At 72.5% G+C, this 17,394-nt stretch carries 11 protein-coding genes and 2 pseudogenes; 9 read left to right on the top strand and 4 right to left on the bottom strand.

The window, feature by feature from the left end; translation table 11 throughout:
• Positions 1-3 precede the first annotated feature (3 nt).
• The gene (locus OV079_RS26330) at positions 4-900 is read right to left on the bottom strand and encodes an SIR2 family protein (protein ID WP_267771669.1); all 897 of its coding nucleotides are present in this window, start codon (positions 898-900) and stop codon (positions 4-6) included.
• Between the two features lie 140 nt (positions 901-1,040).
• On the opposite strand from OV079_RS26330, the gene OV079_RS26325 reads away from it, so the two are divergent.
• The gene (locus OV079_RS26325; RefSeq protein ID WP_267771668.1) at positions 1,041-4,328 is read left to right on the top strand and encodes a hybrid sensor histidine kinase/response regulator; all 3,288 of its coding nucleotides are present in this window, start codon (positions 1,041-1,043) and stop codon (positions 4,326-4,328) included.
• Between the two features lie 123 nt (positions 4,329-4,451).
• On the opposite strand, the gene OV079_RS26320 is transcribed toward OV079_RS26325, so the two are convergent.
• Entirely contained in the window at positions 4,452-5,297 is an 846-nt protein-coding gene (locus OV079_RS26320) for a hypothetical protein (protein ID WP_267771667.1), read from the bottom strand.
• A gap of 346 nt (positions 5,298-5,643) precedes the next feature.
• On the opposite strand from OV079_RS26320, the gene OV079_RS26315 reads away from it, so the two are divergent.
• The 3 genes from OV079_RS26315 to OV079_RS26305 all read left to right on the top strand — a co-directional run bounded on the left by OV079_RS26315 (position 5,644) and on the right by OV079_RS26305 (position 8,106).
• Complete coding sequence (locus OV079_RS26315; protein ID WP_267771666.1) at positions 5,644-6,816, top strand: hypothetical protein; 1,173 nt, start codon at positions 5,644-5,646, stop codon at positions 6,814-6,816.
• Positions 6,817-6,859: 43 nt separating this feature from the next.
• Positions 6,860-7,414, top strand: coding sequence for an RNA polymerase sigma factor (locus OV079_RS26310; protein ID WP_267771665.1), 555 nt, complete (start codon positions 6,860-6,862; stop codon positions 7,412-7,414).
• 77 nt (positions 7,415-7,491) lie between these two features.
• On the top strand, positions 7,492-8,106 hold the full coding sequence (locus tag OV079_RS26305; RefSeq protein WP_267771664.1) for a tetratricopeptide repeat protein: 615 nt from the start codon (positions 7,492-7,494) through the stop codon (positions 8,104-8,106).
• A 242-nt stretch (positions 8,107-8,348) separates the two neighbouring features.
• Here OV079_RS26305 and OV079_RS26300 read toward each other — a convergent pair whose 3' ends face one another.
• Complete coding sequence (locus tag OV079_RS26300; RefSeq protein ID WP_267771663.1) at positions 8,349-9,659, bottom strand: VWA domain-containing protein; 1,311 nt, start codon at positions 9,657-9,659, stop codon at positions 8,349-8,351.
• Between the two features lie 659 nt (positions 9,660-10,318).
• Here OV079_RS26300 and ligA point away from each other — a divergent pair.
• Together ligA and OV079_RS26290 are read left to right on the top strand one after the other, a co-directional pair.
• Entirely contained in the window at positions 10,319-12,370 is a 2,052-nt protein-coding gene (ligA, locus tag OV079_RS26295; RefSeq protein WP_267771662.1) for an NAD-dependent DNA ligase LigA, read from the top strand.
• 447 nt (positions 12,371-12,817) lie between these two features.
• Positions 12,818-13,531 carry a molybdopterin-dependent oxidoreductase gene (locus tag OV079_RS26290; RefSeq protein ID WP_267771660.1) on the top strand — a complete coding sequence of 238 codons (714 nt, stop codon included), beginning with the start codon at positions 12,818-12,820 and terminating at the stop codon, positions 13,529-13,531.
• Here OV079_RS26290 and OV079_RS26285 read toward each other — a convergent pair.
• Complete coding sequence (locus tag OV079_RS26285; protein WP_267771659.1) at positions 13,518-13,760, bottom strand: hypothetical protein; 243 nt, start codon at positions 13,758-13,760, stop codon at positions 13,518-13,520. The genes OV079_RS26290 and OV079_RS26285 overlap by 14 nt on opposite strands.
• Before the next feature lie 1,463 nt (positions 13,761-15,223).
• Here OV079_RS26285 and OV079_RS58605 point away from each other — a divergent pair.
• The 3 genes and pseudogenes from OV079_RS58605 to OV079_RS26275 form a co-directional block, all read left to right on the top strand.
• Positions 15,224-16,198, top strand: a pseudogene (locus tag OV079_RS58605) (hypothetical protein); the annotation flags it as partial.
• Between the two features lie 176 nt (positions 16,199-16,374).
• A pseudogene (locus OV079_RS58600) lies at positions 16,375-16,467 on the top strand (Ig-like domain-containing domain); the annotation flags it as partial.
• Positions 16,468-16,596: 129 nt separating this feature from the next.
• A complete protein-coding gene (locus OV079_RS26275) occupies positions 16,597-17,307 on the top strand; it encodes a hypothetical protein (protein ID WP_267771657.1) in 711 nt (236 codons plus the stop codon).
• The last annotated feature ends 87 nt before the right edge of the window (positions 17,308-17,394 follow it).

Raw genomic sequence — 17,394 nt, 5'->3', positions numbered from 1 at the left:
GCGCTATTCGTGGTCGCGGAGCCAGCGCTCGCGCAGCTCCTGCAGGAACTCGTGCGGGGTCCCCCAGTACAGCTTGATGCGCTGCTCGGCGAAGTGACGCTCGAGGTAGCGGATCGCGGCGTCGTTGCCCTCGGGGCGGACGTGGACGGACAGCGTGCCGTCCTGCAGGCCGCCGTAGTAGGCGCCGCCGAGGCTGCGGGCGAGGGCGCGGAAGTTGGCGTCGGTCAGCGGCTGGCCGATGAACAGCAGCGGGCCGCCGCGCAGCGCCCGGTGCACCGACGGCGGCACGGTGTTCGGGTGGCGCGCGGTGGCGACGAACAGGTCGTAGTGGTCGGTCTCGGTCAGCGCCAGCGACTGCGGGAAGGCGGCCTGGCCGAGCAGGTGGAACACGAACGGCTCGTCGGTCGAGGGCTGGTAGTGCGGGTCGGCCTCGAACGGGGTCGGCATCGCGGCCGAGCGCAGGGTCTCGTGCCAGCGGCAGAAGTCGAGCCGCGGCCTCCGCGGCGTGCGGCGGTCGTCGCGGCGGATCTGCGCGGCGCGCAGGGCTTGCGCGAGCAGGTCGTCGTAGCCGGTGGTGATGTACGTCGTGAACGGCAGCTCCGCGAGCAGCTGCAGCACGTCGCCGCCGGGCTCGGCCGCGGTCGGGTCGGCCAGCGCCTTGGCCAGCTCCTCGCGCAGCCACCGGGGGCCCTTCTCGAGCTCGAGGTACTGGGCCACGCGCGGCAGGTTCCAGCGGTCCTCGAGCGGGTACTGATACTCGTCGGCCCACCGCATCGCCAGGTCGCCCGGCAGCGGCAGCCGACCGAGGGCGACGCCGGGCCCGAGGAAGGGCGTACACTCGCCTCGCTCGATCCGCGACAGAAGCTGGCTCCATTCGGCGTCGGTCAACTGCGAGGGCATGCTTCGGCTCCCGCGCCAACGGTACACGGACGCTCGCGGCGCCGCGAGTTTCCTGCCGCCCCCAAGCCTCGGCCCGCGTCGCCCGCCGGAGGCCCCTCCGCCGCGGCCGGGCGGCGGGACGTTCGTGCTACGGTTGCCCCGTGCAGCGTGAGTCGGGAGATCCGCCGCGAACGGGGGCCGCTGGACCCCCATCGGCGTCGGACCTGTCTCAAAATACAGTTGCGTTGCGGCGCTTCGCCGACGCGGTGACGCACCTGCTCTGGACCCACGGCGGCGCCGGAGACCTCGAATTCGTCAACACCGCCTGGTTCCGCTACGCCGGCGTGCCCGAGCAGTTACCCCCGGTCGAGGTCATGGCCCGGGTGATCCACCCGGACGACCTGCAAGCGCTGGCGGCCCGCCACGCCGAGGCCCTCGGCAGGGGAGAACCTTATGAGTGCGAGCTCCGGGTCAGGCGCCGCGACGGCGACCTCCGGTGGCACCGCGCCCGCGTCGAGCCGGTCCGCGTCGCGGCCGGGCCGGTCGAGCGGTGGGTCGGCACCGCGACCGACATCCACGCGATGCGCCCGCGCGTCGGCCCGAGCCGGGAGCTGGCGTCGGCGCTGGCGGCGTTCCACGGCGACGACGAGGTGCGGGCGCAGCTCGACGCGCTGTTCGAGGGCGCGTCGGTCGGGCTGGCGCTGCTGGACCGCGAGCTGCGCTACGTGCGGGTCAACCGGGCGCTGGCGGAGCTCAACGGGGCGTCGCCGGAGTCGCACCTGGGCCGCACGCCGGCCGAGATCTCGCCGGCCCTGGCGGCGACGATGCCGCTGCTGGCCGAGGTGCTGCGCACCGGGGTGCCCTACGCCACCGACCACTTCAGCCTGGACGGCGAGCGCTCGTGGTACGTGTGCTTCTACCCGGTGCGCACGCGCGGGTCGGTCACCGGCGTGGCGGCGACGGTGCTCGAGCTGACCGAGCGCGTGCGGGCCGAGCAGGGCTACGAGCTGGTCAACCGCGCCACCAACGAGGCGCTGCGCGACTGGGACGTGAGGACCGGCGAGACGCGCTGGAACGCGGCCATCTCGACCCGCTTCGGCTACCGCGCCGACGAGGTCGAGGACGACATGAACTGGTGGATGGCGCGGATCCACGTCGACGACCGCGAGCGGGTCGCGGTCGGGGTCGAGCGCGCGATCAAGGACGGCGCCGAGCGCTGGGTCGAGGAGTACCGGTTCGCCCGCAGCGACGGCAAATTCGTCCGCGTGCTCGACCGCGGCTGGATCGCCCGCGACCTCGGCGGGCGACCCACGCGCATGGTCGCGTCGATGTTCGACGTCAGCGAGCACCGGCGCGCCGAGACCGAGCTGACGGCGATCCTCGACGGCGCGCAGATCGGCTTCGCGGTGTTCGACCGCGAGCTCCGCTACCGCCGGATCAACCGCGCGCTGGCGGCGATCAACGACCTGCCGGTCGAGGTCCACCTCGGCCAGCGGCTGTCCGAGGTGGTGCCGTGGGTGGCGCCGCTGATCGAGCCGATGCTCGAGCGGGTCCGCGACCGCGGCGAGACGATAAGCGACGTCGAGGTGTCGGTGATGCTGCCGCAGCGGCAAGGGCTGCCGGGGCACTTCCTCGTCAGTTATTACCCGTGGGTGCTCGAGGGCAACATCGAGGGCATCGTCGAGACGGTGCTCGACATCACCGAGCGCAAGCGGGCCGAGGAGGCGATGGCGCTCCTGGCCGAGGCCGGGCGCGTGCTGGCCGAGTCGCTCGACGGCGACGCGACCCTGGCGCGGGTGGTCGACCTGGTGGTGCCGAGCTTCGGCGACTGGTGCGTGATCCACCTGCGCCGCGACGACGGCTCGTTCGCGGTCCCCGCGGTGGCCCACATCGACCCGGCCATGCAGACGCGCCTGCGCGCCTACGTGGCCGCGCAGGGCCGCCTGCCGCTCGACCGCGACGGCGAGCACACCTACGCGCGGGTGATGGCGAGCGGGCGCTCGCTGTTCGTGCCCGAGAGCGACGCGATCCTGGCCGGCATCGCCCGCGACTCGGAGCACTTCGAGGCCCTCGCGGCGCTGGCGGTCCGCTCGTCGGCGATCGTGCCGCTGCCGGTCCAGGGGGCGATCCTCGGCACCCTCTCGGTCGGCACGTGGAAGGGCTCGGGGCGGCTCTACGACAACCACGACCTCGCGCTGGCCGAGGAGCTCGGGCGCCGGATCGCCCTCGCCCTCGACAACGCCCGCCTGCTCGAGCTGTCCCGCCGCGAGCGCGCCCGCGTCGACGCGGCCAACCGGGCCAAGGACGAGTTCCTCGCGGTCGTGTCGCACGAGCTGCGCACGCCGCTGCAGGCGATCCTCGGCTGGTCGCGGGTGCTGCGGCGGACCGGCCTGAGCGAGGAGCAGCGGCAGAAGGCGATCGACGCCATCGACCGCAACGCGTCGGCGCAGGCGGGGCTCATCAAGGACCTGCTCGACACCACGCGCATCATCACGGGCAAGCTGCAGCTGCGGGTCGGTCCGGCCGAGCTGGTCCAGATCGCCGAGGCCGCGCTCGACATCGTCCGCCCGGCCGCCGAGGCGAAGGGGGTGCGCCTCGCGTTCTGGCCCGAGCCGCCGGTGATCCCGCTGGTCTGCGACGCCGAGCGCGTGCAGCAGATCCTGTGGAACCTGCTGAGCAACGCGGTCAAGTTCAGCGAGCGCGGGGGCAAGGTCGACGTGACGCTCGAGCTGACCGGGCGCAACCTCGTGGTGATCACCGTCAAGGACACCGGCCGTGGGATCGGGGCCGAGTTCCTGCCGCACATCTTCGACAAGTTCCGCCAGGAGGACTCGGGCACCACGCGCCAGCACGGCGGGCTCGGGCTCGGCCTGGCGATCGTGCGCCACCTGGTCGAGGGCCACGGCGGGACGATCACCGCCCACAGCGACGGGGTCGGCCAGGGCGCCGAATTCGTGGTGCGCCTGCCGACGCGCGCCAGCCAGGCCGGCCGCGTCAGCGCGGTGGCCTCCGGCGCCGCCGCGGGCCCGGCCGTGGGCGAGGCCGTCCCGCGCGAGGCCGACCTGCGCGGGCTCAAGATCCTCATCGTCGACGACGAACGCGACGCGCGCGAGCTGGTCGCCGCGTTCCTCCAGCCGACCGGCGCCGTGGTGCTGACCGCCGAGAACGGCGAGCAGGCGCTGACCCTGGTCACGCAGCAGCGGCCCGACGTGATCGTGTCCGACATCGCCATGCCCGGCGAAGACGGCTACGACTGGATGCGCCGCCTGCGTCAGCGCCCGGTCGGCGACGGCGGGCGCACGCCGGCGCTGGCGCTGACCGCCTACGCGCGGCTCGAGGACCGCACGCGGGCGCTGCTCGCCGGCTATCAGAAGCACCTCGGCAAGCCGTGCGAGCCGTTCGACCTGGTCACCGCGATCTGCGAGCTCGCCGGCCGCGACGGGCGCTGATTGTCTTGAAGATGACGAATGGGCGCTCGCCGGAGCATCCGGCGGTGATCGCATTCGCGGACGGCGAGCGGCTCGCACGGCTTGCGCGCGAGCCGTCGCCGCGACCGGCGTCGACGCCTCGGCTCACTCGTCGAGGCGGTGGAACATCAGGCGGTAGTAGTATTCGGGGACGTCGAACACCTGGCAGAAGCCGCCCAGGCCGTCGGCGGCCTCGCTGTAGTGCTTGCGAGCGGTGCTGGCGCCGACGCGGTACGGCGCCGACTCGCCGAGCACCGCGGTGTGCGAAGCGAACACCACGGCATGGTCATCGCCGTGCGTGAACTCGACGGCGATCGGCTCCTCCATGTTGTCGCAGTCGATCGTCGTCATGCACACGCCGTCCTGCCGGGTCATGCTCAGCGGGGCGAAGAACGAGTCGGCGTTCGGCGGCGTCAAGTCCTCGGCCTGGACGCCGCCGAGCAGCAGGGCGCCGTCGGGGGCGGGCAGGCGGAGGGTGAACCACTCGCTCTGGCCGAACGACTGGACCAGGCGGTAGTCGAGCGCGAGCGGGTCGCCGACCGCGAACTGCGTCAGCGGCTCGTCGAGCTCGAGGCGGATCTGTACGGCCTGCTCGCCGCAGGTCAGCGCGATCTCGGCGCCGTCCGGGTCCGCCTCGATCGCGCTCACCTCGCATTCACCGGCGAAGCCGTCGCTCGCGAGCGGGGGGTCGAAGAGGAAGGTCGCCGATTCCGAGGTCGGGTCGCCGGGCTCGGCGCAGGCCGGCGGCGGATCGTCGGGGCTGGTCTCGCTCTCGACGGTGGTGCCCGCGTCGGCGGTGGTGGTCTCGTCGGTGGTCGCGCCGTCGGTCTCACCGCCGTCGGTCTCACCACCGTCGGAGGCGGTGTATTGCCCGAGGTTGCCCTTGGGCCCGGGGCAGCCGAATGCGAGCAGGGCGGGGAGGATGACGAGGATGCGGGGGAGGGTCTGCATGGTAGTGTTATTTCCTGTAGGTCTCGGGGTCGAGTCATTGAAATGATGGGAGTCGTTCGCGCGGCGCGAGGCTTCGCGGGGCCGCCGGGGCGTCGACCCGGCGGTCCGCGGAGGCGCGGGCGGAGTTCAGCGCGCAGCCGGGCGCGTCGCCGCCGTGACCGGTGGGCCCACGCCCGGGCGCGACGTCGCGACCCGCGGGGCGGTCGGGGCGAGGAGGCCGGGGCCATCGCGCGGGGCGGCGGGGAGGGACATGTGCGGGTGATTTCCCGGCGGGGAGCGAATTCCGTGAGGCCCGTCGCGAAAATTGTCGGCGGGCCGGGGCCGGCGGCGCGCTAGTCTCCCGGCCGTGGGACCCCTCGTCCTCGCGCTCGTCGCCGCGCTGCCTGCGCAGAACGTGGAAGTGGCCTGGCGCGGCGATCCGCGCTGCCCTCAACATGGCTTTCAGGACAGCTTGGCGCGCTACCTCGCCGGCGCCACCGAGTCGCGGCCGGTCCGCGTGACCGTCGACGTGCGCCGCGAGGGCGAGGGCCGCTGGTCGGCGACGCTCGACCTCGAGGCGGCGGAGGGCCGCAGCAAGCGGACCCTCCGCGGCCGCTCGTGCGCGGAGATCGGCGACGCGGCGGCGTTCGTGACCGCGGTGGTGGTCGACCCCGGCGTGCTCACGCGCCCGGCCGAGGGGGCGATCGTGCCGGCGCCGAGCGCCGCGCCGGCGGGAACACCTGCTCCCGAGGACATGCCCCCCGAGCCATCACCGGCCGAGGCCGGGGCGGGCGACCTGTCCCCCGGGGCAGCCGAATCCGGTATTTCGAACATGTCCCCGAGGACAGGCGAAGAGGGCGCAGATACGAGTCACATGTCCTCCGGGGCAGGCGGTTCCGCCCCGCCGGACGAGCCGGCGCCGGAGCCCGCGGCGGGCACGACCGTGCTGCCGGGCCCTCTCAAGGAGGATGTATCTTCCGACATGTCCCCGAAGCCAGCCGCTCGCGTGGCCCGACCGCGGGGCTTCGTGCGCGTCACCGGCGGGCTCGAGGCGCTGGGGATGCCGCGCGTGGGGCCGGCGGTCGGGCTCGCGGGCGGGCTCTCGGGGCGGCGCTGGCGGGTCGAGGTGACGGGGCTGTACCGGGCGCCGACGACCGAGTACACGCAGAGCGATCCGCAGGCGGGGGCGCGGGTGCGGCTGTGGGCCGTGGGCGCGCGCGGCTGCGGCGTGCTGCGGGCGCGGCAGGTCGAGTTCCCGCTGTGCGGCGGGCTCGAGGGCGGGCAGGCTCTCGGCGAGGGAGTCGGGTTCGCGGGCGGGCGGGCCGACCGGATCGCGTGGCTGGCGGCGGTGTTCGGGCCGGCGGTCGCGTGGGCGCCGCGGCCCTGGCTGGCGCTGTGGTTCGGCGCGGACCTCGGCGTGCCGTTGCTCGGCGGGACCTTCAGCGCGGCGGGGCTCGGGCGCATGTTCACGATCGCGCCGGTGTCGCTGCGGGCGGCCCTGGGGCTCGAATTCCGGTTCGGGCGCGGCGGGGCCGGCTGAGCTCACGGATCGGCGGCGAGCCGGGAAACCACAACGAGTCGCCGTGAAGCCGAGCGCCGCCCACGAACCCAGCCCCCGACCGAGGTCGACGCCGACGCTCGAGCAGGTCTACCGCGACCACGCGGACTTCGTGTGGCGCTTGCTCCGCAACTTCGGGGTCGAGGGGGCCGGCCGCGACGACGCGTTCCACGAGGTCTTCCTGGTGGTGCACCGGCGGCTCGCCGACTACGACGGGCGCGCCAGCCTGCCGTCGTGGCTGTTCGGGATCACCCGCAACGTGGTGCTGCACCACCGGCGCAGCCACGCCCGTCACCTGCGCCGCCTGACGGTCGCGCCCGAGCCGAGCGGCGGGCCGGCGCCCGACGAGGTGATCGCCGCGATCGAGGCGCGGGCGCTCGTCGATCGCTTCCTCGCCACCCTGTCCGAGGAGCACCGCCTGGTGTTCATGCTCGCCGAGCTCGAGGGCCTCAAGGTGCCCGAGATCGCCGAGCAGCTCGGCGTCAATCTCAACACCCTCTATTCCCGTCTCAACAGCGCGCGCAGGCGATTCGCCAGCTTCGTCGCCGGAGGTCGCGATGGATCCGCAGAGTCTCAATGAGCAGAAGTGCCGCGACATCGTCGCCGCCTATCGCAGCGAGCGCATGCCCGCCGACGCGCGCGGCCGCGTGGGCCCGCTTGCAGGCGGCGATCGGCGAGGAAACCGGGGCGCCGCCGGTGCGCGTCTCGACGCGCCGGCGCGACCTGATGTGGGGCGCGGTGCTGGTGGCGGCCGCGGTGTTGCTGCTGGTCGTGGGCGCGCGGGCGCGGCTGCTCCAGCGGGACGCCGGCGACGCGGGCAGTCAGGCGGCGCACGAGGCGGCGGCGACCGACACGAGCGCGGAGGCGACGCAGGTCCGCGGCGGGGCGCCGGTGGTGCGCGAGGGCGCGTCGTCGGCGGTTCCCGAGGCGGCGCCGACCGTCCCGCCGCAAGAGCAGCGGCCGCGGCAGTCGGGGGCGCGCGTGGCAGATGTCCCGAAGGACATGCCGGCGCTGGACGCCGAGCTGACGCTGCTGCGAGCCGCTCGCGCGGCCCTCGGCCGCAAGGACCCGGGCGCGGCGTTGACTTCCCTCGAGCAGCACGCCCGTGAGTTCCCGAACGGCCATCTGGTCGAAGAGCGCATGCTGCTGACCGCGCAGGCGCAGTGCGAGCTCGGCCGACGCGCCGAAGCCCGCGCGGCCGCGGCGGAGCTGGTGCGAGCATTTCCTGATTCGCCGCACGCGCGCACGGTCGCGGGCCTGTGCGCGGAGTGAAGCCGCAGAGAGAAGGCGGCGCTGGGGGGACCGCGCTGGTGCGAGCGCTCCCCGACTCAGCGCATGCGCGCACGGTCGCGGGCCCGTGCGCCGAATGAAGCGGCAGAGAGATTGAAGACAGCGGCCACGATCGCCGGGCCCTTACGCGCTGTGGTGGGCCGGCGGCGAAACGACGAGGGCACGCGCCGCGGTGGGCGGCGCGTGCCGATGTGATGGGTTCGCCCGCGAGGGCGTTTCTTCTTTTAATTGCCCTGGACCGACTGGCTGATCAGGCGCACCAGCAGCTTGTTGAGCAGCTCGACCTGGTAGTCGCCGATGGTCGGCTCGAGGTGTTCGCCGCCGATCCCGCTGTGGCTGGTGAGGAACACGTAAGTGCCGCCGGTGGCGATGTCGACGAAGCGGAGGAAGAACTCGGTGCTCTTGTCGATACCGGAGGAGGCGACCGGGATGATGCGCACGCCGGCGGCCGCGGCGTCGCTGACGCTCTCGTGGATCATCGAGAGGTCCGGGGCGCTGTCGTGCGGCGGCGCGTCGAGGACCAGGAACGCCAGGCGCGACACCGCCGAGGGGCTCCAGTCGTGGCCGTGGATCGTCGAATCGAGCGCCTCGCTGACAGCCTCGGGGAAGTCGCCGCCGCCGTCGTAGCTCTGCGCGGCGAGGTCGGCCAGGGCGGTATCGATGTCCTCGGTGAACGGGAACTCGCGCACCAGGTACTCGTCGCCGTGGTCGCGGTAGAAGTTGACGCTGAGGCGGATCTTGAACGACTGGCCGATGTTGTCGCGGATCTCCGCGATCACGTCGGCGAGCTCGATCTGCAGGTACTCGAGCTCGTCGCCCATCGAGCCGGTGGTGTCGATCATGAACAGGAGATCGAGGACCTTCGCCGGCGCCGCGGCGGCGTCGAGGCTGGCGATCGCGGGATCACCGGCGAACGGCTGGGCGTCGGCGATCGAGACGGTCGATTCACCCGAGGTCACCTGAATGGTGAACGGACCCTCGGCCGGCGCGCCGAGCAGGCCGTTGAACAGCTCGGCCCGGCCGCGTACGTCGGTGCGGGCGCTCCACACCGTCTGCTGGTCGCCGGCCAGCAGCACGACGTCGGCGTCGACCACCGGGACCTGATCGGCGACCGCGACGACGGCGAAGCGCTGGCTGGTATAGAGCTTCCACAGCTTCTCCATCGAGGACCACATCTCGTCGCCGAGCAGGCCGATCCAGAAGTCCCAATGGTCGAGGTCCCGCCACTCGCCCGCCGTCAGCTGGCCGGGATCGATCGGCTCCTCGCCGCCGGTGTCGCCGTCACTGTCGCCGCCGGCGCCCGAGGTGCCGGCGCCGGTCGGATCGGCACCCGAATCGCCGGCGCTCGAGGCAGCACCGGTGTCGCCAGGAGCATCGGTGCCGGCGCCGCCCGAATCGCCCGGGTCCCCGCTGTCGCCCGGCTCGCCGCCGCTGCCACCATCCGTGCCACCGCCCGAATTCGGCGAGCTCGCATTGGTGGCGCTACCACTGTAATCGCCGCCCGAATCGTCGCCACAGCCGACGGCCAGAGTCATGAGCGGAAGAGCGAGGAGTGCCAGACGCAGGGGACTACAGGCGCGGGAAGTCATAGGTTCCCCGAGCTCTTCAAGAGGCGTGCCACGGGCCGGATGCAGCCAAACTGGGGCGGAGAGGCGTTCCGGCGGGCGAGCCCGCGCACCCGCACGACACCGCCGTCATGGTCGCCTCGCGGATCATGCCGCCCTCGGGCGCTCGGGTCCGCGTCCGCGAGCGGGAGGCTCATCTGTCTCAGGACGAGCTGGATCGGCCGACTTTGGAGACAATGGTGGCACCCGGGAGATCTTTGTGGGCACTGCGGCCTGTCGGAGAATGATCGGTGCCATGCCCGGCACGCATGATGATGGGAGGTCGCATGCGAGACCGAGAAGCCCTCGACCCAGCGCGTCGAACCGCCGCCGTGAAGTCGCGGGCATCGGGTACCTCCGCGACGCCGCGAGTGGTTGTCGGAGGAGAACGAGATCTGCGGCCACGAGTCGTGACCCCTCCGTCGCACGACGTCCACCGGCGGCGAGCTGTCTTCGACGTAGCGAGTCGCGTTGGCCTGCGGCGCTGCGGAGCGCTCGCCCGCTGTAGCGGTCCCTGGGCGCCTCCTGCTGCGCGCGCGAAAGCGAGCGGGCGACGCGCGGGCGCGGGTTTGTTAGCATCCCGGGCGCTCATGAGCGCCTCGACGACCCCCGCCTCCGACCTGCAGACCCTCGACGCCGCCGCGGTGAACGCCAGGCTGCCTTCGTTCACGGCCGACGAGCTCGAGGCGCTGATCCGGCGGGCCAACAAGGAGTACTGGGACCACCACGCGCCGACGCTGCCGGATACGCTGTACGACCAGTTGGTCGAGCGGCTGAAGCGGGTGCGGCCCGACGCGGCGGTGCTCGACGAGATGGGGCCGCAGTCGGCCGAGGCGCCGGCGATGGACGCGGAGGAGGCGTTGCAGCTGGCGCCCGAGCAGCGGTTCGGAGCGGCGGTCCGCCACCAGCGGCCGATGCTGTCGCTGGAGAAGTGCTACAACGAGACCGATCTGCAGAGCTGGGCCGGCAAGTTCAGCGGCGACATCCTGGTGATGCCGAAGATGGACGGCGTGGCCTGCAGCCTGCGCTACGACAAGAAGGGCAAGCTGGTGATGGCGGCCACCCGCGGCTCGGGCACCGAGGGCGAGGACATCACGATGAACGCGCTCGAGGTGAAGGACATCCCGCGCACGGTCGCGTCGGACGGGGTCGAGCTCGAGGTCCGCGGCGAGCTTTACATGAAGCTCAGCGACTTCGCCAAGTTCAAGGGCGACTTCGCCAACCCGCGCAACCTGACGGCCGGGTCGATCAAGCAGAAGGAGCGCAAGAACACCCGCAACGCGCACCTGAGCTTCTTCGCCTACGACATCATCGGCCCCGAATTCGACAGCGAGCGCGACAAGTTCGAGCTGCTCAAGAAGCTCGGGCTCGGCGGCATCGACCACGAGTTCGTCGACCGCGCCGGGCTGCAGGCCAGCTACGACCGCTGGGCCCGCAACCGGCCGGAGCTCGACTACGAGATCGACGGGGTCGTCTACCGCACCGGCTCGGTCAAGGAGCAGCGGCGCCTCGGGCTCACGGGCCATCACCCGCGCTACGCGATCGCCTACAAGTTCCAGGGCGACTCGGGCGTGACCGACCTGCTCGACATCCTCTGGTCGGTCAGCCGCACCGGGGTGATCACGCCGGTGGCCCTGCTCGAGCCGGTCGAGCTCAGCGGCGCGCGGATCGGCCGCGCCAGCCTGCACAACCTCAACATCTTCGAATCGCTCGGCCTGACCCACAACTGCCGCGTCGAGGTGACCCGCCGCGGCGGCGTGATCCCCAACGTCGAGCGCGTGGTCGAGTCGGGCCCGGCGTCGCGCCCGTTCGACCTGCCGACGCAGTGCCCCGCGTGCGGCGGGCCGATCGAGCGCCGCAAGAAGCGCGACGGCGAGAACCTGTGGTGCGCCGAGCCGAAGAAGTGCGTGCAGGCCCGCCTCGGCGAGCTCGAGCACTTCGCCAAGGTGGTCGACCTGCAGGGCTTCGGCCCGAAGGTGATCGGCGCGGCGGTCGACGCCGAGCTGCTCAGCACGCCGGCCGATTACTACCGCCTGCGCGCGGTCGACCTGCAGGAGCTCGAGCGCCTGGGCGAGAAGAGCGCGCAGAACCTGATCGACCAGATCGAGGCGCACCGCGAGCTGCCGCTGGCGGTGTTCCTGCAAGCGCTGGGGATCGAGCACCTCGGCAAGCAGAACGCGCTGCTGCTGGCCGGCGAGTTCCGCACGCTCGAGCGGATCCGGGAGCTCACCCAGGCCGACCTCACCGCGGTCCGCGGGATCAAGGACGCGATCGCCGACGCCATCGTCCACGGCCTGGCGGCCCGCGCGGAGCTGATCGACGCGCTGCTCGAGTTCGTGACGGTGCTGCCCGGCGAGGCCGCCCCGGCCCCGGTCGAGGGCGCGGCGCTGTCCGGCAAGAGCTTCGTGTTCACCGGCACGCTCGAGGCGTTCACCCGCGAGGTCGCCCAGGCCCGCGTGCAAGCCCTCGGCGGCGAGGTGCCGTCCGGCGTGACGAAGGCGCTGTCCTTCCTGGTGGTCGGCGCCGGACGCGGCGCCAAGTCGAGCAAGCAGAAGAAGGCCGAAGAGCTGATCGCCGCCGGCGCCCCGCTCAAGATCCTCAGCGAAGAGGAGTTCCTGGCGATGGTCGGCTCGCTCGAGTGAGCCTGGCTCGAGGGGCATGTTCGAAGGGGCATGCCCCTTCGGGCATGTGCTAAAAAGCATGTCCTCTGGTGCAGGAGAGGCGCGGACGCGAGACGACCGTCGAGCTCAGTCGCGGCGTCGCGGACGACCGGGTCGAGCGAGGGCGCCCCGGAGCGCGTGAGGTGTGAGGGATCGGCATCGGGCTCGGTCGCGGGCATCTCGGACGACCCGGTCGAGCGAGTCCGTCTCGGACGGCGTGAGGTGTGAGGCCGGCATCAGGCGCTGTCGCTATGCCCGGCGCGAGAGGCGAGGCGGGCGGGCCCATCGGCCGATGTCGCTGTCTCGTGAGAGTTCCACGACGCGACCGAGCGCCGGAGCGCCGTGAGCCTGGCGAGCCGTCGCGCCCGGCCGGGGGTCCGCGCCGGCGGTCGCTCGGCCGCGCGAGCGCGCTCGAGTAGAATGCAGAGGATGAGCGAGGACGCGGACGACAAGGAGCGGCGGATCGTCGAAGCGCGGCGCAAGCTGATGGAGCGCTGGGAGCAGCGGATGCGCGACACGCCCGCGCTGTCCGACGCGCGCCCGCAGGGCTCGGGCCCGCCGAACCGCCACGGGATGCCGAAGCTGCCGGTCGGCCAGACCGTGACGAAGAAGTGGCCGGTGCTCGACCTCGGACGCAAGCCGATCGTCCCGAAGGACAAGTGGGAGCTGAAGATCGACGGCGCGGTCGAGCAGCCGATCACGCTCGACTGGGCGGCCTTCATGGCGCTGCCGCAGACCACGGACACCAGCGACTTCCACTGCGTGACGTCGTGGTCCAAGATGGACATGCAATGGGTCGGCGTGCGCTTCGCCGACCTGATGGCGCTGGTGCACCCGACCCCGGCGGCGGTCCACGTGATGTGCCACGGCTACGACGGCTACACGACCAACGTGGCGCTCGAAGAGGCGCTCAAGCCCGACGTGCTGCTGGCCCACACGGTCGACGGCCACGACCTGCCCATCGAACACGGCGGGCCGGTCCGAATGATCACACCGCAGCTGTACGCGTGGAAAGGCTCGAAGTGGATAAGCCGCATCGAGCTGCTGACGCGCGAAAAGCTCGGGTTCTGGGAGATGAACGGTTATTCGAGCACGGCCCACCCCTGGCGGGATGACCGCTATGGGCGGATCAGAGGGCTTTGACGGGGTTTTGGCGTGATTGCCGCATCACGCCGCTGCGACGGGTTTTGGAGGCCTGTGTCAGATTTGTGCCAACCGTGATGATCCCGCACCGCGCCTTGACCAGCGCCTGCGTCGCTCGCTCCATGCTGTCGCCCGTGTCGTGGAGGTAGGCCTCGACGGTCGTAGCGAGCTGGCGGTGGCCGATGTTATCGCCGGGCACGATCCGCGCGAATTCGCCGACATGTTTCACCGACAGACTTCGTCGACGCGTTCCCGGCGGCGGGCTCGTCCGTACGGTCGGCCACGAGCTCGCGCTCTGCATCGACGCGCCCCGGCTCCGGCGTCGCAATCATGGCAGATGTCCGAAGGGACATCGTACGGATCGCGGGCCGTACGCGCGCGGGCAGCTGCGGCCCCGCCGCCGCCGCGCTCGCAGGCGCCGCTCCGGCTCAGCCTGCTCGCAGGCGCGACTGCGGCGAGGCGCCGAACGACGCGAAGGAATCGCGGTACACAACCCCCATGAATGCGCGAGTCGAGTAGATTGTCGCGGCGACGCGATGGAAGGTCACGGTGGCCGCTGGCGGCATCGCGTGCGACCTGGCGGCGACATCAGGTAATGACGGGAGTGCGTCCGCATCGGACGGACGCCGCCGGGGTGCGACGCGCGGGCGCCTCGAGCGGTGGAACCCCTCGCCGTGCCCAGGGCTCGTGAAGCATGGACAGTTCCTCTCCTTCGTTGAAGTGGTCGATCGGCGCAGCGCGGCTCGCTGCGATGCTCGTGCTCGGTGCGCCCGGCTGCGGCGGCGCCGGTGACGTCGTCGTCGGTGATCTGCAGCCGCTGATGCTGCAGGCCAGCAAGCGCTTTCCGGTCGGCGCCACCTTCTACCTGCCGAACCCGACGCGGGGCCGGTGGACGCTGGTCGCCGCGCCGGACGGCAACGACAACGAGGTCGTCGCCGGCAGCGACGGCTTCTCGCGCTTCACGCCGCTGGTGGTCGGCGACTACGAGTTTGCGATCGAGGGCGCCGAGGAGCGCCGCAGCCTGACCGCGGTCGACGCCGTCCCGTACGAGCACTTCAGTATTATCAGACCACCTCGCTCGCGCGCGTCGACGGCGAGCTGTGGGTCGCGCATCTCTTCGATCCGCACGTCAGCCGCGTCGACCCCGCCAGCGGCGAGGTCCTCGGCACGCTGCAGACCGGCCCGTGGCCGGTGGCGATCGCCCACAGCGCGGCCCACGGCGTGGTGCTGGTGGCCCACAAGGCGGGTGACACCGTCGGCTTCATCGACGTCGCGGCGGGTCGCCTGGTCGACGCGCTGTGGGTGGGCGACGAGCCCGCCGATGTCGTCGTCTCGGCCGACGGCGCGACGGCCTACGTATCGCTGGCGACCGAGGGCGCGGTGGTGGTGATCGACGTGGCCCGGCGCGAGGTCGTCGGGCGCATCGAGACCAACAAGAACCCGACGTCGCTGGCGCTCAGCGCCGACGGTGCGACGCTCTACGCGGCCAGCTACCGCTCGGCGGTGAGCGACCGGCTGCAGTTCGCGCCCGACGAGCGCAACGACCTCGAGGACATCGCGGTGATCGACACCGGGGCGCTCGAGGTGCGGTCGCACATCGCCGCGGTCGGCTCGGTGATCGGCGGGCTGCTGCTGACCGACGAGCGCCTGTACGTCGCCACCACCCGCGTCGCGCTCGCCGAGCTGTCGGGCATGGAGGGCATGACGGCCTTCCGCCACTCGGTCGTGGCCTACGACACCGCCAGCCTCGAGGAGGTCGTGGCGGTCGACGTCGGTCGCCAGGACAGCGCCGCCGGCCTGGCGGTGCGGCCGTTCGGCATGGCGCTCGCGGGCGGCACGCTGTGGACGGCCTTCGAGGGCTCCGACCTGGTCGTCGGCCTCGATCCGCAGACGCTGGCCGAGACGGCGCGGTTCGTCGCCGCGGGCCGCCCGCGGGCGATCCTCGCCGACGACGAGCGCCTGTTCGTCCACGGCGCGCAGGGCTATCGCGTCACCGTCGCCGGGGTCGACGGCTCGGCCGCGGGGGTGGTCGCGCTGCAGGGCGACCCGCGCGCTCCGGGCCTGGCGGCCGGACAGGCGCTCTACACCGGCGTCGGCGCGCGCGGCGGCCTCAATCACAGCTGCGCCGATTGCCACGTCGACGGCCTCACCGACGGCAACGTGTGGTCGGCAGGCGGCTTCTCCGAGTCGTCGAGCCGGCCGATGTTCTGGCTCGAGGGCACGGCGCCGATCGGCTGGGAGGGCGACGCCTTCGACCTCTTCTCCTATCTCTACGGCAGCCCCGGGCCGACGATCGGGCTCATCGTCGACACGGCCTCGCACCAGGCCTTCTACGACTACCTCGCCGGGCTCATCCCGCCGCCGCCGGCCAACGGCGTCACCGAGCGCGACGGCAGCCTGACCGAGGCCGGCCGCCGCGGCGAGGCGCTGTTCCGCGGCGCGGCCAATTGCGCGAGCTGCCACGCCGGCCCGCTGACGACCGGGGGTCTGCGGCTGCCCGGCGGCGGGACCGAGAGCGATCATCCGATCGTCGTGCCGAGCCTGGTCGGCGCGTATCGCCACGGGCACTGGCTGGTCAACGGCGCGGCCTGGACCCTCGCGGAGGCGGTCGACGCCATGTTGCCGCTGTCCGGCGCGACGCTGACGGACGCGGAGAAGACGGACCTGGTCCGCTACCTCGGCGAGCTGACCGCGCGCGAGTTCTTCGTGCTGGCGTCGGTGCCCGCGGCCGGCGCGAATGGGGTGGGCAGCGAGGGCCCGCTGCGGCTGACGCTGTCGCACCCGGTGTTCGACGACCCCGACAACCTGGCGAAGATCGGGCTGCGCCGCGAGGTGGGGCCGAGGTGCCGGCGACGGTCGAGGTCGACGGCCGCCACGTCACGATCACGCCCGACGCGGCGCTCGAACACGGCGCCACCTACGAGCTCGTGGTCGCGGCCGGCTTCGAGGCGTTCAACGAGCGCAGCTTCGCCGACGACGCGGCGATCCGCTTCACCGTCGCGCAGGCCCCCGGGTTGCGGCTCGAGGGCGACTACGTGGTCACGGTCGATCACCCCAACCTCGACATGGTCGAAAAGCGCTATGACCCGGACGTCATCATCCCGGTCAAGGTGGCGATGACGGCCACGCCGACCGGCGCCGGCGCCCGGCTCCACGCGGTCGTCACCGACACGCTGACGGCCGAGATCGACGTGACCGTCGCGGGTGACACGTCCTTCTGGCCGCCGTTCCCGTTCCCGGTCGGTCCGGGATTTCTCAACCGCAGCTTCCCGAGCGAGCTCGTGCTGGTCGACGAGGACGGCGACGGGATCGCCGACGGCGGCGAGAGCACCATGTTCTTCCGCAGCCCCGGGCTCGAGGCCACCGACGTGCGCTGGGTCCTGGCCCGCGACGACGGCGCGCCGGCCGGGTGCGAGGGGATGGAAGGGACGAACGCGGTGATGCTGACCATGGACGACATGGGCGCGCCGGTGGTCGACTGGACCGCCGACGTCACCGCGCTCGGGTACTACGTCACCGACCCCGACGCGACCACGCCCGTGGGCCCCGGGCCGGTCACCGGCGGGACGACCTACTGGGCGCTGTCCACCGAGAGCTTCCCGACCGGCTTCGGCGGCCCGGTGAGCTACGGGGTCGTGCCCGCCGGCGCCGTCGACGTCAGCGAGGACAGCCAGGCCCCGACGGGCGGGGCGCCGCTGCCCGCGGGGGCGTGCGTCAAGTTGACGCTGGTGTTCAGCGACTTCACGACCACGGTGCTGCGCTACGTCGCGCCGTGACCGCGCGGGGCGAGGCGCAGGGCCGGGGTCTCGCACCCGGACGGCCCGCGCCGCGCCCGGCATGTCCGAAGAGACATGCGCCCGTCG

This window comes from Nannocystis pusilla, from assembly GCF_026626665.1.
Classification (GTDB): domain Bacteria; phylum Myxococcota_A; class Polyangia; order Nannocystales; family Nannocystaceae; genus Nannocystis; species Nannocystis pusilla.
This window is presented reverse-complemented; position numbering and strand designations above follow the sequence as displayed.

Bases quoted from the DNA above. Each gene is read 5' to 3' on its own strand.
- OV079_RS26290 (WP_267771660.1), top strand. From the start codon at position 12,818: ATGAGCGAGGACGCGGACGACAAGGAGCGGCGGATCGTCGAAGCGCGG.
- OV079_RS26320 (WP_267771667.1), bottom strand. From the start codon at position 5,297: ATGCAGACCCTCCCCCGCATCCTCGTCATCCTCCCCGCCCTGCTCGCA.
- ligA (WP_267771662.1), top strand. From the start codon at position 10,319: ATGAGCGCCTCGACGACCCCCGCCTCCGACCTGCAGACCCTCGACGCC.
- OV079_RS26300 (WP_267771663.1), bottom strand. From the start codon at position 9,659: ATGACTCTGGCCGTCGGCTGTGGCGACGATTCGGGCGGCGATTACAGT.
- OV079_RS26330 (WP_267771669.1), bottom strand. From the start codon at position 900: ATGCCCTCGCAGTTGACCGACGCCGAATGGAGCCAGCTTCTGTCGCGG.
- OV079_RS26275 (WP_267771657.1), top strand. From the start codon at position 16,597: ATGGTCGAAAAGCGCTATGACCCGGACGTCATCATCCCGGTCAAGGTG.